Source organism: Pontibacillus litoralis JSM 072002 (assembly GCF_000775615.1).
In the GTDB taxonomy this organism is placed as follows: Bacteria; Bacillota; Bacilli; order Bacillales; family BH030062; genus Pontibacillus; species Pontibacillus litoralis.
Map to the genome: position 1 here is coordinate 1 of NZ_AVPG01000010.1, position 21301 is coordinate 21301.

Annotated in this window: 22 protein-coding genes and 1 riboswitch; of the genes, 7 read left to right on the forward strand and 15 right to left on the reverse strand. The window is 37.5% G+C overall.

What is annotated here, in order from left to right:
- Positions 1-320: 320 nt before the first annotated feature.
- On the reverse strand, positions 321-1163 hold the full coding sequence (locus N784_RS07845) for a DUF1672 family protein (protein ID WP_052127204.1): 843 nt from the start codon (positions 1161-1163) through the stop codon (positions 321-323).
- 319 nt (positions 1164-1482) lie between these two features.
- Between N784_RS07845 and N784_RS07850 the strand changes: the two genes are divergently transcribed.
- The 3 genes from N784_RS07850 to N784_RS07860 all read left to right on the forward strand — a co-directional run bounded on the left by N784_RS07850 (position 1483) and on the right by N784_RS07860 (position 3894).
- On the forward strand, positions 1483-2427 hold the full coding sequence (locus tag N784_RS07850; protein WP_036833929.1) for an arginine deiminase family protein: 945 nt from the start codon (positions 1483-1485) through the stop codon (positions 2425-2427).
- Between the two features lie 16 nt (positions 2428-2443).
- Positions 2444-3064, forward strand: a complete 621-nt coding sequence (locus tag N784_RS07855; RefSeq protein WP_036834081.1) for a LysE family translocator — start codon at positions 2444-2446, stop codon at positions 3062-3064.
- A 65-nt stretch (positions 3065-3129) separates the two neighbouring features.
- Positions 3130-3894 (forward strand): YqcI/YcgG family protein, encoded by a 765-nt coding sequence (locus tag N784_RS07860; RefSeq protein WP_036833931.1) that lies wholly within the window; start codon positions 3130-3132, stop codon positions 3892-3894.
- 30 nt (positions 3895-3924) lie between these two features.
- Here N784_RS07860 and N784_RS07865 read toward each other — a convergent pair whose 3' ends face one another.
- From N784_RS07865 to N784_RS07900, 8 genes are all read right to left on the reverse strand, one after another.
- Entirely contained in the window at positions 3925-4107 is a 183-nt protein-coding gene (locus N784_RS07865; RefSeq protein WP_036833933.1) for a hypothetical protein, read from the reverse strand.
- 423 nt (positions 4108-4530) lie between these two features.
- Positions 4531-5721 (reverse strand): dicarboxylate/amino acid:cation symporter, encoded by a 1191-nt coding sequence (locus N784_RS07870; RefSeq protein WP_036833936.1) that lies wholly within the window; start codon positions 5719-5721, stop codon positions 4531-4533.
- Between the two features lie 167 nt (positions 5722-5888).
- Positions 5889-6986 (reverse strand): D-alanine--D-alanine ligase, encoded by a 1098-nt coding sequence (gene ddlA / locus N784_RS07875; RefSeq protein ID WP_036833937.1) that lies wholly within the window; start codon positions 6984-6986, stop codon positions 5889-5891.
- 137 nt (positions 6987-7123) lie between these two features.
- Complete coding sequence (locus N784_RS07880) at positions 7124-7756, reverse strand: response regulator transcription factor (RefSeq protein WP_036833938.1); 633 nt, start codon at positions 7754-7756, stop codon at positions 7124-7126.
- Positions 7749-8789: a sensor histidine kinase gene (locus tag N784_RS07885; RefSeq protein WP_036833939.1), complete on the reverse strand. Its 1041-nt coding sequence runs from the start codon at positions 8787-8789 to the stop codon at positions 7749-7751. Before N784_RS07885 ends, N784_RS07880 begins: the two co-directional genes overlap by 8 nt.
- Complete coding sequence (gene liaF, locus N784_RS07890; protein ID WP_036833940.1) at positions 8786-9511, reverse strand: cell wall-active antibiotics response protein LiaF; 726 nt, start codon at positions 9509-9511, stop codon at positions 8786-8788. The genes N784_RS07885 and liaF overlap by 4 nt, the downstream gene beginning before the upstream one ends.
- Before the next feature lie 92 nt (positions 9512-9603).
- On the reverse strand, positions 9604-10233 hold the full coding sequence (locus N784_RS07895) for a PspA/IM30 family protein (RefSeq protein ID WP_036833941.1): 630 nt from the start codon (positions 10231-10233) through the stop codon (positions 9604-9606).
- Between the two features lie 29 nt (positions 10234-10262).
- On the reverse strand, positions 10263-10616 hold the full coding sequence (locus N784_RS07900) for a lmo0954 family membrane protein (RefSeq protein ID WP_036833942.1): 354 nt from the start codon (positions 10614-10616) through the stop codon (positions 10263-10265).
- 187 nt (positions 10617-10803) lie between these two features.
- Between N784_RS07900 and N784_RS07905 the strand changes: the two genes are divergently transcribed.
- Positions 10804-11559, forward strand: a complete 756-nt coding sequence (locus N784_RS07905) for a TraR/DksA C4-type zinc finger protein (RefSeq protein WP_036833943.1) — start codon at positions 10804-10806, stop codon at positions 11557-11559.
- A gap of 89 nt (positions 11560-11648) precedes the next feature.
- Here N784_RS07905 and N784_RS07910 read toward each other — a convergent pair whose 3' ends face one another.
- A complete protein-coding gene (locus N784_RS07910; RefSeq protein ID WP_036833944.1) occupies positions 11649-11828 on the reverse strand; it encodes a hypothetical protein in 180 nt (59 codons plus the stop codon).
- Positions 11829-11946: 118 nt separating this feature from the next.
- On the opposite strand from N784_RS07910, the gene N784_RS16815 reads away from it, so the two are divergent.
- Positions 11947-12111, forward strand: coding sequence for a hypothetical protein (locus tag N784_RS16815; protein WP_198134411.1), 165 nt, complete (start codon positions 11947-11949; stop codon positions 12109-12111).
- Between the two features lie 20 nt (positions 12112-12131).
- Here the strand turns inward: N784_RS16815 and N784_RS07915 are convergent, their stop codons facing one another.
- Positions 12132-12536, reverse strand: a complete 405-nt coding sequence (locus tag N784_RS07915; protein ID WP_036833945.1) for a thiol-disulfide oxidoreductase DCC family protein — start codon at positions 12534-12536, stop codon at positions 12132-12134.
- Positions 12537-12707: 171 nt separating this feature from the next.
- A riboswitch (SAM riboswitch) is annotated at positions 12708-12818 on the forward strand.
- A 112-nt stretch (positions 12819-12930) separates the two neighbouring features.
- Between N784_RS07915 and N784_RS07920 the strand changes: the two genes are divergently transcribed.
- Positions 12931-14631: an O-acetylhomoserine aminocarboxypropyltransferase/cysteine synthase family protein gene (locus N784_RS07920; protein ID WP_036833946.1), complete on the forward strand. Its 1701-nt coding sequence runs from the start codon at positions 12931-12933 to the stop codon at positions 14629-14631.
- Between the two features lie 20 nt (positions 14632-14651).
- Positions 14652-15629 carry a homoserine dehydrogenase gene (locus N784_RS07925; RefSeq protein ID WP_036833947.1) on the forward strand — a complete coding sequence of 326 codons (978 nt, stop codon included), beginning with the start codon at positions 14652-14654 and terminating at the stop codon, positions 15627-15629.
- A 44-nt stretch (positions 15630-15673) separates the two neighbouring features.
- On the opposite strand, the gene N784_RS07930 is transcribed toward N784_RS07925, so the two are convergent.
- The 4 genes from N784_RS07930 to N784_RS07945 all read right to left on the reverse strand — a co-directional run bounded on the left by N784_RS07930 (position 15674) and on the right by N784_RS07945 (position 21293).
- Entirely contained in the window at positions 15674-17947 is a 2274-nt protein-coding gene (locus tag N784_RS07930; RefSeq protein ID WP_036833949.1) for an ABC transporter permease, read from the reverse strand.
- Positions 17944-18645 carry an ABC transporter ATP-binding protein gene (locus tag N784_RS07935; RefSeq protein ID WP_036833951.1) on the reverse strand — a complete coding sequence of 234 codons (702 nt, stop codon included), beginning with the start codon at positions 18643-18645 and terminating at the stop codon, positions 17944-17946. The genes N784_RS07930 and N784_RS07935 overlap by 4 nt, the downstream gene beginning before the upstream one ends.
- A 159-nt stretch (positions 18646-18804) precedes the next feature.
- Positions 18805-20052 (reverse strand): DNA polymerase IV, encoded by a 1248-nt coding sequence (locus N784_RS07940; RefSeq protein WP_036833953.1) that lies wholly within the window; start codon positions 20050-20052, stop codon positions 18805-18807.
- Between the two features lie 116 nt (positions 20053-20168).
- The gene (locus tag N784_RS07945) at positions 20169-21293 is read right to left on the reverse strand and encodes a M20/M25/M40 family metallo-hydrolase (RefSeq protein WP_036833954.1); all 1125 of its coding nucleotides are present in this window, start codon (positions 21291-21293) and stop codon (positions 20169-20171) included.
- Between the last annotated feature and the right edge of the window lie 8 nt (positions 21294-21301).

A 21301-nucleotide genomic window follows, 5' to 3' on the forward strand; every position in this document is an offset into this window, starting at 1 on the left:
ATCCATTTCGTAAATCGTACCCTTGCCCTGTATACTCTTGAACGCTTACATACTTTTCCTTGTTGAAGCGTTCCTCTTTAGACATGAATAACTTCTCCACTGAACAACCTCCTAGTAATATCGTTAAACTTAAGCTACCAATTAATATTTTCCGTTTATGTACCACCTAAACACCCTTCCTTTTTCATTTGGAAATTATATTCATTATTGTATCTGTCACGATATCTTCAGGCGTGAAAACCAGCTAACTCGACTAATTTAGAGTCTGTAACTTGCGTGTCATTTACTGATACAGAATCCATTCTTGTACCTCCCAACTTTTATTTTTTTATAATTTTATTTGGGTTTGAACGCTCTAACGTATTATCTTTACCAGCCGTTGCCGACCCTTTACCAATGCGATTATCATGTAAATAAATAGAATAAGCCCCTGTTGGAATTCCTTCCATTTCTTCAATCGCAGTTACTAATTCGTTAAACGCCTCTTCGTTTGGGTCTACCTCTTTTTCTGCCATAAACATGTGAATTGTAATTAGTATATTATTAGGATCTACGTTAATTTCATTGAAAATCTCTCGAAACTTTTCTATATTCGTATCTGGATTCTTTAAGTATTGATCTAAAAGGGGATAAAAACTTTTATCGTGCATAGACATATAAAAGTAAGTATTACTAAATCCACCTGCGCCAACGTTTGCCACTGCTTCTCCTCGCTTACCAACAAGGTTGTATTTGCCCGCAACCTCAGCCAACTTGTTATTCAATTTGGTAAACTCCTCTTCATACACCATGCCATATATCCCTGTAAAAAGTGCATTTTCTACTTGCCCTTCCTGCGACCATACCTTATCTACCTTCACTTCTTCTGTTGACTTATCAATCGGCACAACGGCAAACGTATAAAAATGTGGCTCCCCTTTTGACTCCACAAATACAGAAGCTCCGCCTTGAGCACCTACTACGTTGTGTACGATGACGTCTGTTTTATATTCTTCTTTAAAAAATTTCGTGACTCCCTCGTCTATTTCATCAAGGTGGTCATCCGCAATCTTATCTGTTTTTGATCCATTTCGTAAATCGTACCCTTGCCCTGTATACTCTTGAACGCTTACATACTTTTCCTTGTTGAAGCGTTCCTCTTTAGACATGAATAACTTCTCCACTGAACAACCTCCTAGTAATATCGTTAAACTTAAGCTACCAATTAATATTTTCCGTTTATGTACCACCTAAACACCCTTCCTTTTTCATTTGGAAATTATATTCATTATTGTAAAGGTTCTTTTCTGCATTTTACAGATGAAATCAACAGAAAGATCGGATATTTCTAAAAATGAGTCTATCGTTACGGGGAAATGGTTGGAGGGGAATAGGGTAAGCTATTTGTACGAAACAAATGAACATAACGATACATCAGGTTAGAATCGTTTTCTCTTAACTGGATACGCTATGAAAGATTGCCTTTAGAAAGGAGAAACGTGAATGTATAACCTTCGTCCACATTGTCAGTCGGAGATATTCTCTCTTCGTTCTGTTATCGTTAGCCCACCATCTGTAATAGATATTCCAAATCTAAAAGCAGCAAAGGAAGTACAATGGAATGAACCTGTTAATCACTCCATCGCACAAGAACAACATAATAACCTCTGTCATGCATTAAGTGAAGAGAATGTACATATTTTACGATATACGGATTATTTATGTGAGCCAGATGCCCGTTTAAGTAAGCAATTAATTAATCGTATGTTTGTACGTGACCTTGCTTGTGTAATGAAAGATACAATACTTCCTGGACATGCTGGGACTTCGATGCGCAAGCCAGAATATGATCACATGCAATCTTTATTGCGAGTATGGTTTTGTGATGAATTTAAAGAAATAGACGTACAAATAAGTCAAGGTTTAGAGTTTGGCGATTTATTAATATTAAACAGAGATGCCATCTTGATTAATGTTGGAGCTCGTACAAGTGTTCATAGCGTGAAAGCAATTTTAAAACAGCTATTTGCTATCGGCTTTTCTGAAATTGCCATCATTGATCTACCCCGAACTAGTGAAACGCTCCACCTCGATATGAATTGTAATATTGCCCATGAGGATGTAATAGTCGCCAAAAGTTTTTTGCGTTTTTTTCCTATACAAGTTTATACAAATGAAAAGGACTATAATTATTACATGATGGAAGATTATGTACGCCGACATCAATTTGAAGTGTATTGGTTAGAGGTGTATAATACCATACCAGATATTAACTTTCTTAATATTAATCCTGAAACCATTTTATTAAGTACAAAAGCAAATCGGAGAATTTTCAATGATCATCCAAAACTGCGAAACAAGAATATTATTCCAGTTGAAGTAGACGAGTTAGAAAAGGGCGGAGGTGGTATTCGTTGTATGACGCTGCCGCTTGAAAGGAGAAACTGAATTAGGGGGAGAAACGGTGGGAGCATTTTTTAGTTATATTGTATTAGGTTTATCATTGTCTGCTCCAATTGGTCCAATTAATGCCGCTCAATTAGACAAAGGAATAAAGCATGGATTTGGGAGTGCATGGCTTGTAGGAATTGGGGCAATGATAGCTGATATTTGTTTTATGTTCCTCATTTATTTTGGACTAGCTCAATTTATTAACATTCCGATTGTAAAAGTATTTCTTTGGTTATTTGGCGGATTTATCCTCCTATATACAGGGATAGATAGTATCATTCATGCGGGAAAAGAAATTCAAGAAACACAGCCGAGTACATCCTATAAGAAATCTTTTCTAACTGGGTTTCTTATGGCTTTGTCGAATCCATTAAACATTATATTTTGGCTTGGGATTTATGGTTCCATTTTGGCAAACACGATGGCACAGTATAGCATGGGAACATTACTCTTTTATAGCAGTGGAATTTTTGTTGGAATTTTAATTTGGGATGCTGTTATGGCTTATGTAGCTAGCACGGTTGGAAAATGGGACAATCAACGACTGTTAAAGACCATTTCCCTCATCGCAGGTGTCGTTTTGGTTGGCTTCGGTATTTACTTTACATCGCAAGCTGCTCAAATAATTCTTTAACGTATGGACAGTCACCTAATTAAGCTCCTTTTTATATGTTAATAGCATATAAGGAGGAATCGGTTATGTCGCTTTTGTATCAAAAGAGTTGGATTGAACACAACCTCTCTTCGTTAAAACCTTGGAAGCGAAAGGCATTTACTAGTTTTACAGATATGATCAATGACGCAAACAATTCGTATCCATGTGTTCTAGGACGTCAAGGTTTTAATAATAATGAACTACGGTTTTGTTTTGCGAATGACCCAAGAGAAGCACATACGCATAAAGAGCTTGCCCAATCCTTAAAAGAATATAGTAAGGTTTCAAGAAGTACTGGCCAATACGCATCACTTGTTTTACTATTCAATACGTATGATAAAGATTTCTCTCACTATACAGTAGCCGATTACGAACAATTATTTTGGAAGGTGTTGAATGGAATTTCGGCAAATGATGAAATGGAGTGGCCAGCTTCTATACCTGAAGACCCAAAGCATCATAAATGGGAATTTTGTTTTCATGGTGAACCTTATTTCGCTTTTTGTGCTACTCCCACTCATTTCACTAGAGCGAGTCGTTACGCACCTACGTTTCTCATCGCACTGCAACCAAGGTGGGTTTTCGAAAATATTAATGATCATACATCTTTTGGTAGGAAAATTAAACATGTCATTCGTAAACGTTTAAATGCATATGATAAAATTCCCATCCATCCATCCTTAAAATGGTACGGTCAAGAAGACAATTACGAATGGCAGCAATATTTTTTAAGAGATGATGATTCTATCCCTTCTACATGTCCCTTCTCTAAAAGTCAGCAAAATAATGAGAATGTAAAAAACAGCTAACTTTAAAAAATTAGCTGTCATACGTACTACCTATTGATATTTCGTAATATCTAGCGGAATGGTGCTATTTTTATTATAGTATTGCGCTAACAACTCTAAATCAGACGAATGCACCTCTTGCTTTCCATCTCGTTCGGGGTGCATACTTTGATCAAATTCTTGAACATCCATTGAAAAGGATTGTGTCACTTTATTCCACTTTTTATTTACCATTAATATACCCCCTTTATGTTAGTTATAGTTTTTCCTATTCACTTTTCTTTACTCATGAAGAAAAATAATTTGCTTTTTAATTATTATGATGTTAGTATTAAATATTGTTAAACGCATTACAGTTTAACCATTTAAGAAGTTCCCATTACAATTTACGGAAAATCATCTGGCAACTGTGAAAGCTTCCATGCAAGCACCTTATTTACACTGGCGCGATCGAGGAGTCGCAAGGACGAATGAGAGGTAGGGCTTTCGTTATTTAAGTTTTTTAGTAGCACAGTGATTATTCCGCGGCAAAATATAAAGATTTGAAGTAAACGTTATGAGAATGTATATATAAAGGGAGATGCTATCGGTAAGCATCTCCCTTTTCCAATTTACGTAAAGCACACCCCCGTCATGGAACGAAGGTGTTCTTCTTTACTATGCAGGTAACGATTCTTCTTGTTCTTGCTCCATCTTCTTACCTGATATTTTATCCACTATTATCGCTAAAGCTCCATCACCAGTTACATTCGTAGCTGTTCCAAAACTATCTTGAGCTAAATACAGTGCAATCATTAGTGATGTCATCGTTTCACTAAATCCAAGCATTGATTGCATCAATCCTAGTGCAGCCATTACAGCTCCTCCTGGTACTCCTGGTGCAGCAATCATCGTTACTCCTAATGCTAAGATGAATGGAAGCATTGTACTGAATGAAGCATCCATTCCATTGATAAACATGACAGCCATCGCACAGCTTACAAGTGTTATAGCACTTCCTGACAAATGAATATTTGCACAAAGTGGAATAACGAAATCGGCTACTTTTTCACGGACTTTATTCTTCTTCGTTTGACGTAAAGTAACCGGTATAGATGATGCAGATGATTGAGTTCCTAAAGCTGTAAAGTATGCAGGTACCATTGTCTTTAATAATTGAAAGACATTTGCTCGTGAAACTGCTGCTGCTACAGAGTACTGCAAGGTTAACATTACTAAATGCAAAATAATGATAAGCGCAAACACTTTAATAAATGTAGACATAATCGTCGCTACTTGACCGCCGTATGTCATATTCGCAAATACTCCCATAATATGAACGGGTAGTAAGGGGATAATTACGTAATGAATCACTTTCTCAATAATAGCTCGAAAATCTTCCATTCCTTTTTGTAATGTTTCGCCTTGAATTGCCGCTAAGCCTAAACCAAGAACAAATGCAAGAATAAGTGCTGTTGTAACACTCATAATTGGCGGCATATCAAAAAGGAATAATGGACTTTGAAGAAATTCTTCAGGGTTATCAATCGAACCATTTCCATTAACTCCAGATAACATAACCGGGAACATTGTAGTCGCTGTAAAGAAAGCTAACATTCCCGCAAAAATAGTGGATCCATATGCGAATGCAGTAGTAATACCTACCATTTTCCCTGCACCTTTACCTAATTCACCAATTCCCGGAGCAATAAATGCAAGAATAATAAGTGGAATAATAAAGTTTAAAAAATTGCCGAAGATGCCGTTAAATGTTGCTAAAAACGAAATCCACCATTCATTCAATATAAGTCCTGCTCCTATACCTAATAAAATGGCAGCTATTAATCGTGGTAATAAGCCAAATCTCATCTCACTTGTCCTCCTCTAATGAACAACCGTTTTTTTATGATGGATACTAGTATATATCTACTTTCCTTTTTTGTTAAGAGGTTTTTTTGATTTTTAAATTTTCTAATAATTAATAGGCAAAAAAACAGGTCTAGAAATGTTCCAGAACCCGCTTTTTATTCGAATATCTATTCTCTTGTACTTTTCATTTCATTGTCTCGGTCATGACGCTCAATAGCAAGATCAATTAACTGATCAATTAATTGAGAATAAGCAATACCTGTCGCTTCCCAAAGTTTCGGATACATACTTATCTTCGTAAATCCAGGTAACGTGTTCACTTCATTCACTATGACTTCTCCGTTCGCTTTTAAGAAGACATCCACGCGTGATAAGCCTTCACATTCAAGTGCTTGAAACACTTCAACAGCGACTTGACGTATCCGATCAGATGTTGCCTCATCTATGATAGCTGGAATATCTAATGAAGCGCCATTTTCGTCAATGTACTTCGTTTCGTATGAATAAAAGTCATTATCTGCACGTATTTCTCCTAATACAGATGCTTTTGGGCTTTCATTCCCTAATACTGCACATTCTATTTCACGGCCTTCAATACCTTCTTCAATAATGATCTTCGTATCAAATTGAAAAGCATCTTCAACAGCTTTCTTGAAATCCTCTTTGCTTTGCACTTTACTTACTCCAACTGAAGAGCCTTGATTCGCAGGCTTCACGAAACAAGGTAACCCTAACTGCTGTTCTACTTCTTCGAAAGAAATGGTATCTTTCTGATGTCTTTTAAACGTAATCCAGTTGGCTACACCAATGCCTGCATCTCGTAATAATCGTTTTGCTATATCTTTATCCATACAAACGGCAGAACCAAGCACATTTGTTCCTACATAAGGTAGATTGGCAATACGAAGCATCCCTTGAATACTGCCATCTTCGCCTAACGTTCCGTGTAAAATTGGAAAAACAACATCTAATTGTGGTAAAACCACCTCTTCTGATTGAGTCCGAATTTGTTTCTCAGATGATCCAGGAATAACTGAAATAACTGCATTCGACGGATTCAAAGCTATCATTTTAGGATCTTCAGCATGAAGTAAGTATTGTGATTCATCATGAAGATGCCAATTCCCCTCTTTATCTATTCCAATTAAAACGACATTATACTTTGTTTTGTCTATTGCATCTACAATATTTTTGGCAGATTGTAAAGAAACCTCATGTTCTGAAGATTTACCACCAAAAATAATTCCTACTGTCTTTTTCGTCATGTCCGTCTCCCTTCTTGTAACACAATAAACCTTATTACAAAATGTACTCTACAAAATATTACTAGAAATTATATTATACCTTTCTAATCAAGTTCGGGCAAAGGTACAAATGCACGAAACTAGTAACAACTTATGTCTTACTTTACTAAATCGTGCTTAAAAGCGTATATGACAGCTTGTGTACGGTCTTGGACTTCTAATTTTCCAAGAATGTTACTAACATGTACTTTAACGGTTTTCAAAGCGATAAATAGCTGATCTGCGATTTCTTGGTTACTCTTCCCCTCTGCCATCAATAACAATACCTCTTGTTCCCGCACCGTCAATTGTTCATGTAGCGGTTGATGTGATGGCTTTCGCATTTTATTCATAATTTTACCCGTTACTTCCGGTTCTAATATCGATTGTCCTTCATAAGTAGCACGAATGGCATTGGCTATTTCTTCAGCTTTTGATGTTTTTAACATATAGCTTGTTGCTCCAGCTTCAAGGGCTGGATATACTTTATCATCGTCTAAAAAACTAGTAACGATAATAATTCTCGCCTGTGGCCATACGTTGATAATACGTTTCGTTGCTTCAATACCATCCATTTCATTCATCACTAAATCCATTAAAATCACATCAGGCTTGTATTGTAGAGCAAGTTCGATAGCATCATGGCCATTACTTGCCTCCGCAACCACTTCAATATCTGATTGAGCAGATAAGTAAGCAGACACGCCTATTCGTACCATTTCGTGATCATCAGCAAATAACACGCTAATCATTTGCCACCACCTCCTTTAATTGCGGTACTTTTACTTCGATACGTGTTCCCTCCCGAAGTACACTTACCACTTTTATGTTTCCACCAATTTCAATCGCCCGCTCCTGCATATTGTGTAATCCGTACGAACTGGTTTTCTCCTGTTCAACATCAAAACCAATTCCATCGTCGACAATTCGTAGGATGATAAATGTATCCCGCTTTATGAGCATAACGTGTAAAGCCTCTGCATTCGCATGACGCAACGTGTTCGATATGGCTTCTTGCAAAATACGAAACAGCTGATCCTCTACTCCTTTCTCAAGGCGGATATCTTCTATGTTCCACTCTACTTTAATGGGCACTTTATTCACTAATTCCGCTAATAAATCTTGCACACCTTCTTGCAAAGACTTTCCTTTTAATGGAACAGGCCTTAAGTGTAATAATAAAGCGCGCATTTCTAATTGAGATTGTTGAATCATATGTTCAACCATTGCTAGTTGCTTTTGTAAAGACGAGTCATCTGGAGGGTTTGTTTCATTTATGGCAGACATCATCATCGAAGCGGCAAAAAGTTGTTGACTTACAGAATCATGTAATTCACGAGCTAAGCGACTCCGTTCTTGCGCAACAACTTCTTGTAAACTTTGCTCCCTTTCCTTCGCTCTCTTCGTCGCTAAACGTTGTGTCGTCTCCGTTTGTTTCTTCATTTTTATTTCTAACTTTTGCAACCTTTTATTCATTTGGATAAAAGGTTGCTCTTTTTCACCTTTTAATGTTAATTCACGACCGGTTATAAGTTCATCTAAATGACGCTGGATATTATGCAACCTTCTATTCCACACCCAACCGAAAGACCAACCACCAATTATTCCCAACAATACAGAAAAGGACAAAATAAAAACTATATATGGAACATCAATTAATTCTTTGTTCCAAAGATCTGTCCATTGTTGTAAAGGGAATACATAAAAGGTTAAACCAACAGTAAATATAGTACAAAGTAAAGCAACTCCGATACCTATAACGGTTTGTCGCAGTATAAACATCATAGACGCTTCACCTCTATATCACCAGAAATCGTTGAGGTAATAATTTTAATGCGTGGTTTTTTCTCATAATAAAGCGGCGTATGATAGGCAATTGTTTGATTGGTTATCTTCCTAGAAACCTCTCCTAACAGGCCCACATTTCCAAACATAGCGCTATGGTGCACGCTCACTTCGACTTCATATGGTACGTAAATTTCAATATTCCCAACAACATGTCGGATTGAAATAAAAACGTCTTCTGGTAATACCGTATTACTCAAATCAAGAATTCGATCACCAAATCCACCTTGAATGTTTACATCGTGCCATTTATATCCCGCTTCACTTGTCACTTGATCACCAAGGAATTTATGTTGTAATAGTGGCGTCGTTTTCAATAATGGCTCTTCAAGTGAATCACCTTCATAAAAGGATGGTTCCCACTTCGGTGGGTGTTTTTTCGTGTTGGCATAATAACGCAAAAATAAAATCAGCGCAGCACCAATAGCGAATTGAACAACCATCATGCTGGAAATTAAAAAGATTAAAAAGACGGCACCAATCCAAAAGCACATTTTTCCAATCAACGTATGATTTCGCTTCCTCCCTATATAAATTAATAAACCAAGAAACATAAACATAAAAATTAGTTCAGGTTCAAATAGGAAGAAGTTAAAGCCGAGTAGCACTATCCCAATAATCACAATCCAATTTACCGTATCTGTCGTTAATTTATTTAGCAATGAACAGGTGCCTCCCTTCTGTGTAAAATAAGAAATAAAGACGCAGGAATCTGCGCCTTACATACATATCCTATATATTAGAGTACCACAAATTAATTAACGGTTTCGTCCATTTCTTTTTCTAATTGAGCCATTTTACTATCAAATGTATTTTTATGATAAGCGTGGTTCACTTTATATTCCAAATTCTCAATATATTGTTCTATCTCGGAAAAATTAGAATAAGACTGATTGGCATTTTCTTGAATCACTTGGTTCATGCGATAATGGGCATTGGCTACATTTTCTCTTCCCATAAGTTCCATTCTTCTTAACTTCATATCCTTTAGACGATGCTTCATTTCTTCATACTTATGTTCTAACACAGATAACTGGTGGACAGCTTCTTGATAAGATTGGTTCATTCGCTCTACTCTTGCTGTGTATTCTTCATATTCTTTACTTGCAAATTCAGCTAAACTTTCTTCCCCTGCTTTTTGGGCAATCTCTAACTGCCTTTTACGTTTATTAGCCATGTCCTTTGCTTGTTGATACTCTCTTCTAAATTCTTCTTTTAGTCGATGCTGACGTTCTACCAGCTTCCTCACTCGTTCTGTTTCTTGCTCGCTTTGACGTAAATAATGATTTAACGTCGCAATAGGATTTTTCTGTTCTTTTTGATCTAACATGGTATGGATATCTGCTGATACAGAATCTGCAATTCGTTTAAAAATAGATGCCATCATCCATCTCTCCTTATATTTTTGTTTTTTTATTTATTCAATTCGGCCCACTGTTTCTCGAAATGAACGAAAGGATCTTCGGAACGGTTGTCCATTAGAACGTTCTCTTGTTTTCGTTCTCTCCACTTCTTGTATGCTATGTACAAGAAGTAAGCTGCTGCTATTCCAATAACCGCATATATATTCGCAATCGCTATACAGAAAACCATTAATGCAATCATAATCCACAGCACTCTCTTAAATGTGGAAGATGACTTCATAAACTGTTTAAAAATAGCATACAGTAACCATACGCTTCCGATTAGAAACACCATTGGTATAAAATGAACAACCAGAACGGTAAGGGCAATGAATGAGCCAATAAACCATAAAAATTGTTTCATCGTATGTTTTCCTCCTTTCGTATTTCTTAATTCCATCATACCTGTCTATACTGCTTGTCATAATGAACTTTAGCTATATTTTCATATAAGACTTAAGACGTATCAGCAACTAAACCATGCTCGAGCATGAGTTTGTGGGTGTTGGTTCATACTAAGGCAAGACATGGTTAAAGGAGTGAAAGCATTCATGTTAACGACAGAACAGTTAAGTCATTTACAAGCACAATTACACAAGCAACAAGACATACTAATGGAACATTTAAAACAAAATAACCATTTTAATCTACAGTCTGAGTCCATGCAGCAATCCGTTGGGGAATTATCGAATTACGACAACCATCCTGGTGATACAGCTTCGGAATTATATGAACGTGAAAAAGATATCGCATTAAACGAACACGCCGAAAAAGAACTTAGCGATATTGTCGATGCATTGCATCGCATGAGCAGTGGGGATTATGGAAGGTGCGTATCATGTGGGGAGCCTATTCCATACGATAGATTAGAAGCAATACCAACAACGAAATATTGTGCAAAGCATAGTCCTCAGCAAAAACACGAGGAGAATGAACGACCTATCGAAGAAGAAGTACTTGAACCAGGTTACCAAAAACGTGCGGACAAAAGAAAAGGAACTAACTTTTTTGATGGGGAAGATTCATGGCAAGCTGTTGCACGCTATGGCACGTCGGAAACACCATCTGATTTCTCTGGCCAACATATCGAGCATTATAATCAAGCATATATTAATTCTGCGGAAAACGTTGGCTCCGTGGAAGCATATGAAAATTTCACAGGAATTACTATGGAGGGGAAAGAAAAACGCACATATCCCAATGATCAACATAAGGAATATGAACAATCATTAGATGAAGCGAACGAAATGTCTATCTTAGGGGATTTACATGATTCCCGCAAAGACTCCTACCTTGAAGAAGAATAAAAGGCAGGCCATAAATAACTTATAAAGCAAGGACTATACCTTTGTTCCCTGCTTTATAAGTTATTCTTTATGTTACAAAGAAATACACTCTAAATGTTTTTCCTATGTTTATTATCATAACTTGTATAATATCTAGCCAATAGCTGACCTTCTGATGATGCATCGCCCATTTTCGTTCTAGAAAAAGCTTGACTATATGTCGATTTATTACTAAAGCCTTCTGCAAGTTGGTTGTGAGATAAACGTTTAATGATATATTTCCTCGCCATGTTATTCCCTCCTTCTTTCTGATTATTTCCCTTTTACGCTTCTATCATAACCAATAAGCATAAGACACACGCTTTTAAGCAACAATAAACACGAAGTCATATAGAAAGGAGCATGTACGTGACGAAAAGAAAAGTAATGCATAATGCCGCCGGAAAAAATAACAACACACCGACTGAGAGCATGGCAAGTGTCGAATTAACAAACGAAACGATAAGTAGAGAAAAATTAGACCGCGTTGGAAATAGAAACTCCAAGCATGGATATCAAGGAGAAGAGGACTAGGTTACATACCTAGTCCTTTACTAGTCCAAAAAACGTTTTCTCATTTGAGGAGATGGGATGGTACATACATCCTTTTTTCCAAACCATTTATATCGGTTGTTAGCAATGATGTCATATACTTTATCCCGCATAAATCGAGGAATGATGATACATGCACAACACAGTTTCCATGCCCCGTCTAGTTCATTTGCAATCTTTAATGCAGCAGTCGAACGAGTATAAACACGCCCTTCTTGAATAAGAACCATACTATTAATGTTATTTTTTGTATGATATTGTGTGAGTAACTGTTGCCCTACTTCACCTTGTAGCGAAGCAAACTGAAAGCGTTCTTGTTTATCTCTCTTAATAATAAACTGAACACTTTGGCTACAAAAATGACATACCCCATCAAACAAAACAATTTGCTTTTGCATCTTAGACATCCTCCCGATAGCATGAGTAGTAATTTCATTGTAACAAACAGACAATCATCGTGGCTATTTACTGTATATTGACATTAAGTCATTTTTTTCATTTTCATTGTTGACTTCCAATCTTCATATAGTATATAATTCATTACAAGTTCAGTATTTTCAAATTTTTATAATTTTTATCTCTTATCAAGAGAGGCAGAGGGACTAGGCCCTATGAAGCCCGGCAACCTTTCAAAATCCGTTTGAAAAGGTGCTACATCCTACAGGTCATGTGGATCTGGAAGATAAGAGGAGGAACGTACACACAACCCTCTTCTTATGAAGGGTTTTTTTATTCCCTTCTCCCTTACCTGTCTGGCGATTTTTCCTAGTTTACTTTCATTTACCCAAGGAGGAATTGTTCATGACGTTACCATTTCATCATTATCAGCCCGAAACAACTAGTTTACACGGAGGTCAAACTCCTGATCCATCAACCGGATCACGCGCAATACCGATTCACCAGACGACTTCTTATGTATTTCGTGACACCGAACATGCACAAAACTTATTCGCCTTGGCAGAACCCGGCAATATATACACTCGAATTACAAATCCTACTTTAGACGTTTTTGAACAACGAGTTGCATTGTTAGAAGACGGGGTTGCGGCAGTATGTACGTCTTCAGGGATGGCTGCCATCACACTGGCGATATTAAATATTGCTGGAGCTGGCGATAACATCGTTGCTTCTTCTAACATTTATGGTGGGACGTATAATTTATTTGCCGTGACGCTTCCCAAGTACGGAATTGACGTAACATTTATTGATGGAAATGACGCGAATCAATTTCAAGCTGCAATCAAACCAAATACGAAAGCTATCTTTGCTGAAGTAATAGGTAATCCCAGTTTAGAAGTCCTTGATATAGAAGCCGTGGCAGATGTGGCACACGCTTGCCATGTACCCTTTATTGTGGATAGCACCTTCGCTACCCCATACGTATGCAAGCCGATTTCATGGGGAGCAGACATAGTCGTTCACTCCGCCACAAAATGGATAGGTGGACATGGTAATTCAATTGGTGGTGTAGTTGTTGATGGTGGGCGGTTCAATTGGAATCACGAGAAGTTTCCAGGTTTTACAGAGCCTGATCTAAGCTATCACGGACTACGATATGGAATAGATGTCGGACCAGCAGCATTCGCTGTGAAACTACGCGTACAATTATTACGTGATATAGGGGCATGTTTAAGCCCACAAAATGCATTCTATTTGCTGCAAGGTTTAGAAACATTGCCAGTACGCATGGAACGACACTTGAAAAATGCGGAAGAAATTGCCACGTATTTAGAAGCACACCAAGGTGTAGAATGGGTTTCTTATCCAGGTTTAGAAAACCATCCGTCTCACGAACTTGCGAGTAAATATTTACGCGGGGGCTATGGTTCGATGGTCGTATTCGGAATTAAAGGCGGGCGCGAAGAAGGACGTACAGTTATTGATCATATTCAATTATGGTCGCATGTAGCGAATGTAGGAGATGCGAAGTCACTCATTATTCATCCCGCCTCTACAACCCATCAACAATTAAATGAACAAGAATTAGTCAAAAGCGGTGTTACAGAAGATTTAATTCGTTTATCAGTTGGATTAGAGTCACCTAAGGATTTAATCGCGGATTTAGAAAAAGCCATTAAGGAAGCTACTGGTTTTACGAGTAACGCAGTCCCTACTGAGCTTTCATCTCAACTACTAGCTTCTTCCTTACACCGAGATGAACAAACGATTCGAAAGAAGAAGATAGCCATTTTTGGAGGCGACAGAAAGAGTAAACATGTTGAGATAGTTAAATTAGAGCGATTAGGATTTGAGGTTGTTGTAGAGAAAGAGGCTCTAACAAACGATGTAGATATTGTGTATGCGCTAAATAGTACAGCGGTTTTAAAAGCTATAGCTACATTCCCAATAGCTTTCTACTGCATTGTACGCGATACCATTGATCCATATACAATAGAACAATTAACGAACACAAACACCGCATATATAGAAGTAGATAGTTTATATGAAGAAATTATAAAGCACCATTGCAATAAACAAACAGTATCTATAGGAATAAATTAAATTCATGGAGGATGGGAAAAATGAGCATACGTGTAGCCATACTTGGGTTTGGAACTGTTGGTCAAGGAGTATACGAAACGTTACGTAGCCATAGAGCACACATGTCAAATCTATTAGGCGAAGAGCTTGAAGTCGTTGGTATTTTGATTCAAGATGGCTCCAAAGAAAGAGAAATAGATGCTTCCACGCTTGTTACGACCAATTATGAAAAATTATTACAGCTTCAAGTAGATGTTGTTATTGAAGCCATTGTCGGCCAGCAACCAGCATACCATTACCTTGTGCAAGCGATAAAATCTGGAGCACATGTCGTTACAGCGAATAAAGTGATGTTTGCTCACTATGGTCAATCCTTACTTAATCTTGCAGCACAGCATAACGTGCAAGTTGGATATGAGGCTACGACAGCCGGAGGGACACCGATTATACGAACGCTACAACATTTACTTAAAGTAAACCAAGTTAGTAAACTAGAAGCCATTTTAAATGGTACTTCAAATTATATGTTAACGGAAATGGCTGTGCATCATCTTTCCTTCGAGGAAGCCTTACAGCAAGCACAACAAAAAGGGTATGCTGAGTTAGACCCTTCAAATGATATAAATGGTGATGACGCTTTTTATAAAGCTATGATTTTAAGCAGACTAGCATTTGGGATGCAACCAAACTGGAACGATGTATATAAAGAAGGCATTGAACGTATAACATTGGCAGATATTCAGCAGGAAGCTAAACGAGGGCGTGCTATTAAACACGTAGCAACCATCGAAATAAGAGAAGATATTCCACGCGTATCCGTTCAACCTGTTTTTCTAGACGAGAGTCATCCATTATATCGAGTTGATGGAGTAAATAACGCCATTACGATACACACTGATCTACTAGACAACATAACGATAACAGGTCCAGGTGCAGGAAAATTACCAACAGCCAGTGCAATCGTCGAAGACCTCGTCCATTGCTTCAAGCAACAACATGTCGTACCTACCATGGTATAATAACTAAAAAGCCCGAATACATTCTCCTTGTATTCGGGCTTTACTTAGTCTTGTTGTTTATTCAATGCTTCTTGTAAAGAGATTTTCGCGAGTTTTTTTCTGGAGAAGAACAAAGACGTATAGTAAGTAAACATAATGATTAGAAATCCTATTATAACCATCCATAAACTAAGATTCACTGGTAGATAGAATCCCGTTTGTTCTACAATTGATGCCATCATCGCTTCGATGCTCCACATCCCGATTGGTACAGAACATACATAAGCAATGAGGACGATAGGACTATATACATTTACAACTAACTTAGATATTTCTTTATCTTTATATCCCATCACCTTTAACAATGAGATAGATGGTCCATTTTCTTCAACAATCAAATTCGTTATTAACGTTAATACGATGACACCAATAAGGAAAGCAATACCAGCAATTACGATAATAGAGTAACGTGTCATTGCAGAAGTTGATTCAAAGTTATCTATTACATCCTGTTTATCCTCTAAAAATAGGATATTTTCTTGCGTTATAGGTGCTTCTTCTGTCCAAATCGCTGTATAAGTATTAAGAGGATAACCCAAGAATTCATTTACCTTTCCATGCTCGCTATATACATAATTCCCCACATAGACATTCGTAATACCAACTACTTCTTCTGTCAGCGCACGATCATTAAACGAGTTACGGATTGTCAGCGTATCCCCTACTTCAATGTTTTCCATCGTTGCAAGTGGCAAACTTACTACTATCCCTTCCTTTGTTTTCGATGTCAATGAATGTCCTTCATTATTCAACAACTGAAGGAAGGTTGTATCCGGCGCAATTCCAAATACCATAGACTTGTGGTTTTCCTTTTGAGTTTTTTCTCCATTCACTTCATCAATCGTTATTTCACTTGAAGTAAAGCCGCTCGCTCCTTCGTCTAGTTCCTCTTGTTGCAAGGTGTTGTAATAAACGGCATAGTCGTACGTGTAAATATCTTCATATGTTGTATCCACTAATTCATCCATCGCGTTATACGTAATAAATCCATAAATTAATAATATAGTGGAGAACATCACACCTAAGAAAATGTAAATAGCTCGAGCTTTGCTACGAATCATAAGTCGCAAGCGAAACCTAGAAATAAATGAACCTGTTCGAAATAATGGCAGCTTTTCTATGGTTGATTTTCTTCCAGCTTGCATATCCTTCGGGCTTAATAAATCTAAAGGTGCTTGAGATAACGGTTTTCGGATGACGAGGTAAGTCATTCCGAGCAGCAATAGAACAGGAAGAATGATGCCTATTATAATAACGCTAACATCCCAGTCAAAGAATGAAATACGAGGCAAATTAAAAAAGGTAGCGTATAGATTCGTAAGTGGAACGGATAAAGCTGCTCCAAGTGCAACACCACCTAGAGTTCCAATAAACCCTATCAATGCTGCATATGTCATATAATGAAAGAGTAATTCCTTCTTACGATACCCTAAAGCCATTAGCGTTCCAATTTCTTTCCGCTGCATTTCCATTCTTCGCTTCATAATCATTAACGTCATCATAATTGCTAGTGCAAGAATAAAAAGTGGTAAAGTCGTAATTACTCCTTGAGCACCTTCAATTTCAGACTCCACAAATGTGATGCGCGGATTATCTTCAGCATTTAACCATTTTAAAATAGTAAAATCATTCGAGACCGCTTCTTTCAAACTTGCTATTGTTTCATCCTTAGCTTGATCCCCTAATATTTCAATCATCGGATATTCCGTTACAGCTTGAATCGTTTTCTCATTGGCAATAGCTATCCCGAATGTGTTCGGATCACTTAATAAATCGCTTTCCTTATCTAAAATGTATATATAATCAGGAAGAAACATAAACCCTGTTACGGTTAACGTTTGTCCGCGTACGTTTAGTTCATCCCCTACCTGTATAGCGTGTGCATCCGCAAAAGTAGGGGCAATCGCTATTTCATTTACTTTTGTTGGCATTTCTCCTTCAGATATATATGCCTTATTGATTGTATCAGTCGTTTGAATCACTCTGAGCGTTGCGTCATTTCCAAAATCAACATCCGCTACTAGCCTTTTCTCTAATTGTACGTTATAAGCTGATTCCCATCGGGATAGCTGATTGGCATCGGCTTGCTCCGATACCATAAATCGGAAATCTTCTTGGTTATATGACTCGATAAATTTAGTATTCCTCGTATCAAGTGTGGCGATTGCCATAGACAAAGAGACGTAAAGCATAATGGAAATGATAAGAAGCAATACAACGCCAATATATTGAAACTTACTTTGTTTCATATCACGTATAATGCTTTTTCGAAGAATCATGCCCAAGTCACACGTTCTGGATGTACTGGTGTTTCATTTTGATAGTTTTCAACGATTTCGCCACTTTTCATCCGAATAACGCTGTGCGCCATTTCCCCAATCCCATGATTGTGCGTAATAATACACACCGTTGTACCATATGTTTCATTAACATATTTGAGTAATGTTAATATTTTCTTACCTGTTTCTTCATCCAATGCTCCAGTTGGCTCATCACACATAAGAATTTTAGGATTTTTAACAAGTGCACGTGCAATCGCTACACGTTGTTGTTCGCCTCCACTTAACTGGAATGGAAACTTATCCTTTTTATCCCACATACCAACCTTTTCTAACGTATCCTGCATGTTTAAAGGATTTTCGCTTAAATGTCTACCTACTTCTACATTTTCATAAACGGTTAACGTTGGGATTAAGTTGTACTGCTGAAAAATAAAGCCTAGTGTATGACGACGATATTCTGTTAACATTTTATCTTTCAACTCGTGTAACGTTTGTCCTTCCACTTTAATCGTTCCACTCTCATATCTGTCAATTCCACCGATTACATTTAATAAAGTAGATTTACCCGAACCAGATGGACCTAGAATTACAACTACACTCTTATCTGCTATGTGTAAGCTAGCATTCTTTAACGCGTGCACTTCTACTTCACCACTTTGATACACCTTATTCACATCTGTTAAGTCAATACCCATACCCTCTACTCCCCCTTATTTTGAAATATAATAAACCTTATATTTCATTTCTAATTTTAGAATACATGAAAAGGGAACCATTCACAAGTATATATGAAATATAACAATAAAAATATTTCAAAATTAAGCAAAAAAACATAAGTTATCCACTTATGTTTCTCATTGCCGTTTAAAATCATCTAAAAAGTCTTTTTGAAAACTAGTTGTTATAGAATTAGATTTCACTTCTTTTAAAGATTTAAACGGATTGGTGCCATATTTTTCAGTTAGTTGGTCGATTGTGTCATACAGTTTTTCTTTTTTCGCCTCTGTTTCATATGTAAATAAATTCATTTGCATGCCTGATTCTTGTTTATCAATAAAATGCTGAGCAGTCACACCTAATAAACGAATCGGTTGCTGATTCCAATGATATTGGAACAAGTGATTCGCAGTAGCATATATATCATCCGCCGTATAAATGGAATCAGGTAATGGTTTACTTCTCGTAATCGTTTTTCTGTTTGCATAACGAATCATAATTTGCAAGTGATTTGTGCTAACTTGCTTTCGGTCCATTCTTGTTGCTACTTGTTTGGAAAGCTTTCGTAGCATTTTTGTAATTTCTACATCATCTGTTGTATCATGAGGAAAGGTCTGAGAATTACCAATACTTTTAAATTCTGAAACTGCATTGGGATCCACTTCCCTGTCATCTGTTCCATTTGCTCTTTTTTGTAATCGTTCGCCATTTATACCTAGCAAGACTCTTAATTGCAACACATCCGCATTAGCTAAATCTCCAATCGTATGAATATCAATCGTTTGTAATTTCTCGGCTGTTTTGTTTCCTACGCCGTACATTTCTATAACGGGTAATGGCCATAATTTCTTTGCTACGTCTCTTTTTCGTAATACCGTCATTCCAAGAGGTTTCTTCATATCGGAGGCCATTTTTGCTAAAAATTTGTTTGGTGCAATCCCAATGCTACATGGTAGGTCGAGTTCATGAAGTATAGTTTGTTGAATACGCTCGGCAATGTATATAGGTGTTCCCATATACTTACAGTCCGTTATATCCATATATCCTTCATCAATAGATACTGGCTGTACTTGTGGAGTAATATTGGCTAATATTTGAAACATTTCTTTTGACGCTTCACGATAGCGATCAAAATTAGGCCGCATTACAATTAAGTCCGGACAAAGACGCTTTGCTTCCCAAAGAGGCATCGTCGTTTTCACACCTTTTGCTCTAGCTTCATAACTACTCGTTACAATAATGCCTCGCCTTTCTTCTGGGTTACCGGCAATAGCTAATGGTTTTCCCTTTAAATCAGGGTTATAAGCCATTTCAACAGAAGCATAGAAACTGTTCATATCAACATGGAAAATGACCCTTCCGTTTTTCGGATACCATGAAGTCATACAATCTCTCCTCCCGTTCCACGAACATAAGTTCTTCATCTAATTATACCATAATCCAGTTTAAACGAAAAAAATCCAGCGTGACAGCAATTGTCATGCGCTGGATTCCGTCTTCATTATTGGGCAGCCTCTTCGATTATAGCTGTTACTAGTTCTGCTACTTTTTCCAGTTCATCAAGTGGCATGCGCTCCTTCGTTGTATGAATATCTTCATAACCAACGCAAAGGTTAACAGTTGGGATATTATGGCCAGCAAAAATATTCGCATCACTACCGCCACCACTTTGTTCAAGTTCAGAAGTACGGCCAATTTTACTAGCAGCACGTTTAGCAACTTCAACCACTTCATCGCCATCTTGATGCTTAAAGCCTGGGTACATGACTTGAGCGTCAATCTCCACACTGCCTCCCATTTCTTCAGCAGTTTCTTGAAGTGCTTTCTTCATCTTCTCTACTTGCGCTTCCATTTTCTCAGGGACTAAAGAGCGAGCTTCGGCAAGAATTTCTACGTAATCACATACAATATTCGTTTTCTGTCCGCCTTCAAAACGGCCTATATTCGCTGTTGTTTCCGAGTCAATGCGACCTAATGGCATTTTGGCAATTGCTTTAGAAGCCATTGTAATCGCAGAAACGCCATTTTCAGGAGCTACTCCCGCATGGGCTGTCTTGCCGTTCACAACTGCGTGCAACTTAGCTTGAGTTGGCGCTGCTACGACAATGTTTCCAACTGGACCGTTACTATCAAGAGCATAACCATATTTCGCCTTTAAGTAGGATGGTTGTAAGGCTTTTGCCCCTTTTAATCCAGATTCTTCACCAACCGTAATAATAAATTGTACGTCACCATGTTCAAGATTGTTTTCTTGAATGGTGCGAATAGCTTCCATCATTGCTGCAAGACCTGTTTTGTCATCAGCACCTAGAATCGTTGTACCATCTGTTACAACATAACCGTCTTTAATAGAAGGCTTTACACCTACACCAGGAACGACTGTATCCATGTGAGATGTAAAATAAATCGTATCCGCACCACTTACGTTCCCTTTTAATGTACAAATTAAGTTGTTTGCACCATGACCTGTTTCTGCTTGAGAATCATCTTCTTCCACTTCTAAGCCTAGCTGTACAAATTTGTTCTTTAATACTTTCGCAATTTCTGCTTCATTTCCTGTTTCAGAATCAATTTGCACCAATTCCAAAAACTCTTCAATTAGTCTGTCGCGATTAACGCTATGCATCATGGTTC

Excerpts from the sequence above, each read along its gene's own strand:
- N784_RS07850 (WP_036833929.1), top strand. The coding sequence starts at position 1,483 with ATGTATAACCTTCGTCCACATTGTCAGTCGGAGATATTCTCTCTTCGT.
- N784_RS07860 (WP_036833931.1), top strand. The coding sequence starts at position 3,130 with ATGTCGCTTTTGTATCAAAAGAGTTGGATTGAACACAACCTCTCTTCG.
- N784_RS07865 (WP_036833933.1), bottom strand. The coding sequence starts at position 4,107 with ATGGTAAATAAAAAGTGGAATAAAGTGACACAATCCTTTTCAATGGAT.
- N784_RS07870 (WP_036833936.1), bottom strand. The coding sequence starts at position 5,721 with ATGAGATTTGGCTTATTACCACGATTAATAGCTGCCATTTTATTAGGT.
- ddlA (WP_036833937.1), bottom strand. The coding sequence starts at position 6,986 with ATGACGAAAAAGACAGTAGGAATTATTTTTGGTGGTAAATCTTCAGAA.
- N784_RS07880 (WP_036833938.1), bottom strand. The coding sequence starts at position 7,756 with ATGATTAGCGTGTTATTTGCTGATGATCACGAAATGGTACGAATAGGC.
- N784_RS07885 (WP_036833939.1), bottom strand. The coding sequence starts at position 8,789 with ATGATGTTTATACTGCGACAAACCGTTATAGGTATCGGAGTTGCTTTA.
- N784_RS07895 (WP_036833941.1), bottom strand. The coding sequence starts at position 10,233 with ATGGCATCTATTTTTAAACGAATTGCAGATTCTGTATCAGCAGATATC.
- N784_RS07900 (WP_036833942.1), bottom strand. The coding sequence starts at position 10,616 with ATGAAACAATTTTTATGGTTTATTGGCTCATTCATTGCCCTTACCGTT.
- N784_RS07905 (WP_036833943.1), top strand. The coding sequence starts at position 10,804 with ATGTTAACGACAGAACAGTTAAGTCATTTACAAGCACAATTACACAAG.
- N784_RS07910 (WP_036833944.1), bottom strand. The coding sequence starts at position 11,828 with ATGGCGAGGAAATATATCATTAAACGTTTATCTCACAACCAACTTGCA.
- N784_RS07915 (WP_036833945.1), bottom strand. The coding sequence starts at position 12,536 with ATGTCTAAGATGCAAAAGCAAATTGTTTTGTTTGATGGGGTATGTCAT.
- N784_RS07920 (WP_036833946.1), top strand. The coding sequence starts at position 12,931 with ATGACGTTACCATTTCATCATTATCAGCCCGAAACAACTAGTTTACAC.
- N784_RS07925 (WP_036833947.1), top strand. The coding sequence starts at position 14,652 with ATGAGCATACGTGTAGCCATACTTGGGTTTGGAACTGTTGGTCAAGGA.
- N784_RS07930 (WP_036833949.1), bottom strand. The coding sequence starts at position 17,947 with ATGATTCTTCGAAAAAGCATTATACGTGATATGAAACAAAGTAAGTTT.
- N784_RS07935 (WP_036833951.1), bottom strand. The coding sequence starts at position 18,645 with ATGGGTATTGACTTAACAGATGTGAATAAGGTGTATCAAAGTGGTGAA.
- N784_RS07940 (WP_036833953.1), bottom strand. The coding sequence starts at position 20,052 with ATGACTTCATGGTATCCGAAAAACGGAAGGGTCATTTTCCATGTTGAT.
- N784_RS07945 (WP_036833954.1), bottom strand. The coding sequence starts at position 21,293 with ATGCATAGCGTTAATCGCGACAGACTAATTGAAGAGTTTTTGGAATTG.